This window comes from Bradyrhizobium sp. P2_E8 (genome assembly GCF_056403875.1).
On sequence record NZ_JBFUES010001610.1, the window covers coordinates 1 to 1,012 of the forward strand.

Genomic DNA, 1,012 nt, shown 5'->3' on the forward strand with positions numbered 1-1,012 from the left:
AAATAACCCAAGAGAAACGTCGGTGAAGAGCTGGATCATGCCGGCGCGCTCCAGGAACGAGCCGAACAGGATGAACAGGAAAATGTAGGTCGCCGAGACGTAGATCGGCACGCCATAAAAGCCTTCGGTGCCGAACGACAGATGCGTGACGATCTGGTCGAAATCATAGCCGCGATGATTGAGCGGCGACGGCAGATATTGGCCGAAGAACCAGTAGAGCAGGCACGCGCCGCACATCAGCGGCAGCGCCGCGCCCATCAGCCGCCGCGTGCCCTCGAAGATCAGCACTGCGAGCAGCGTACCGACCGCGAGATCGAGCCTGGTCGGATCGCCATCGCGCGCGATCAGATCGGCATAGAAGATCCATTGATAGAGCCCGCAGAAGAAGCCGGCGCCGCCGATCACCCAGCCGAGCGCGCGGCCGACATCGCTCTTCGCGGTGAAATTGCCGATCAGGCCGAAGGTGAGGAGAACGAGGAAGCCGACATGGACGCCACGCACCACCTGGCTCGGCAGATAGTTGAAGGCGGCGACATAGAGCTGGAAAGTCGCAAAGGCGATGCCGATCCAGTAGGCGAGACGGCCCCACCAGCCCGGGCCGAAGCCCTCCGGGAAACCATGCTCGAAATTGTCGAACTCGACCTTGATGGGCGCCTCGGAGCCCTCTGCCTGCAACATCGATATGTCCCCAACCGTCCAACGCTTATAACATTGCACAGCGTCTCCAGACCGTCATGCCCGGGCTTGTCCCGGGCATCCACGGACTTTCTCGCCTAGCCTTAGAACGTGGATGGCCGGGACAAGCCCGGCCATGACGTCCGATAACGAAAGCTGATTACTTGATCAGCCCCTTTTCCTTGTAATAGCGGATCGCGCCGGGGTGCAGCGGAACCGGGCTGCCGGTGGCGGCCGTCTCGAGCTTGATCTCCTTGCCGGCCGCGTGGGCATTCTGCAATTCCGGCAGCGACTCATAGACCAGCTTGGTCATCTGGTAGGCGAGATCCTCCGACAC

Annotated in this window: 2 protein-coding genes; both read right to left on the minus strand. The window is 61.2% G+C overall.

Going from position 1 to position 1,012, the window contains the following annotated elements:
• Window positions 1-678, minus strand: a 678-nt coding sequence (locus AC1D00_RS42690) for a TRAP transporter large permease subunit (protein WP_477014859.1), incomplete at its 3' end; no start/stop codon positions are given.
• Between the two features lie 157 nt (window positions 679-835).
• Window positions 836-1,012: TAXI family TRAP transporter solute-binding subunit (locus AC1D00_RS42695; protein ID WP_477014860.1), on the minus strand; the 177-nt coding region annotated here is incomplete at its 5' end.